Source organism: Bradyrhizobium sp. NAS80.1 (genome assembly GCF_001908205.1).
Taxonomy (GTDB): domain Bacteria; phylum Pseudomonadota; class Alphaproteobacteria; order Rhizobiales; family Xanthobacteraceae; genus Bradyrhizobium.
Window position 1 is genome coordinate 1 of sequence record NZ_LGHL01000391.1, and the last position, 1,411, is coordinate 1,411.

The 1,411-nt window shown below is 56.1% G+C and carries 1 protein-coding gene; it reads left to right on the forward strand.

Features of this window, described 5'->3' with window-relative positions; genetic code table 11:
• The first annotated feature begins 388 nt into the window (after window positions 1–388).
• On the forward strand, window positions 389–1,285 hold the full coding sequence (locus AC629_RS43725; protein ID WP_168195757.1) for an ABC transporter substrate-binding protein: 897 nt from the start codon (window positions 389–391) through the stop codon (window positions 1,283–1,285).
• Window positions 1,286–1,411 lie beyond the last annotated feature (126 nt).

Consider the following 1,411-nt stretch of genomic DNA (forward strand, 5'->3'; position numbering starts at 1 on the left):
CGCCCTCCTTGTTTGAGGCTCTGCCCAGTCCATCCGGGCAACCCTCGTTGCAACATCGAGGGTGAGTCGCCTCATTTTGTGGAGGGGACATACAGTCTAGCCGACATTCAACACCGTCTAGTACCAGTAGCGCGAAGCCAGTCCCTATGGTTTGATAAGCTGAGACAGATCAACCAACGGTTTTTGTGGCTGGCGAGCGACTTCGAGCCAGCGATTGGCAGAGGTGATGCTGGCGACAGATGTTGCGGGCTCTTTGCCACTGATCGGAGCCGAACGAGGTGATCGGATGAGGAGGCGGGACTTTATCGGAGGGATTGTTTCCAGCTCGGTTCTACTGACCCGTGCCTCCAGAGCGCGGCCATCGGCAAATCCAAGACGGATTGCCATCGTGGCACCTTGGCACTCGATAGAGGAGCTCAGGAGAAACCCAGTTTATCGCGCATTTCTTGATGAGCTTGCGCGTTTGGGCTTTGTCGAGGGAGAAAATCTGATCGTTGATCGCTACTCAGGAGACGGCAAGCTGGACAGCTATCCTGAGTTGGCCCGAACGGTTGTGAGCAAAAATCCAGAGGCGATCTTAACCGGCGCGGGTCCCATGACGCTCGCCCTCAAATCAGCGACACAAAGCATTCCGATAGTCACGATCATAGGAGACCCCGTGGTTTGGGGGCTTGCGGCAAGTCTGGCGCGACCGGGTGCAAATGTGACCGGCGTTACCGTCGATGCTGGGATAGAACTTCATGGAAAACGCCTGGGCCTTTTACGAGAGATAAGGCCTGAGGCATCACGCATAGCCTACGTTGCATCTTCGTCGGCATGGAAGCAGCCTCAAGCCGCCATGGTTCGAGAGGCGGCACAAGCATCAAAGCTTTCGCTATCACACCTAGACCTCGGGACTAGCTTGAACGACGCGGCCTATGAGAAGGCATTCGCATCGACCGACTGGACGAAGGCAGATGTGCTGCTTGTTTCAGATGAGCCGGAGCATCTATCCCATATGAGAACCCTGGTTGAGTTAGCAACGGGCGCTCGAAGCCCAACCTGCTATCCTTTTCGCGATCTTGTTTTGGCCGGAGGGCTCATGGCGTACTATCGAGATTTGCTTGATGCGTTTCGGCAGCTAGCCGCTCAGATGGGCCAGATATTATCTGGTCAGACCCCCGCAGAAATGCCGTTCCGGCAGCCAACCAATTTCCGCCTTTCGGTCAACATCAAAGCCGCGCAGAAGATTGGATTGGTTCTGCCGCAGACAATTCTCGTCAGCGCCGACGAGGTGATCGAATAGGCTTTCCTGTTGCGGTGCATGAGTCCGGAGTTGGCCCTTCGCGTCATTTCGTTGCCGCGCAGTAAGCTGGTCGGTTTCGGAGAAGAGCAGACATCGAACGGTGGCCGAAACCCGCAGAGTCGGTCG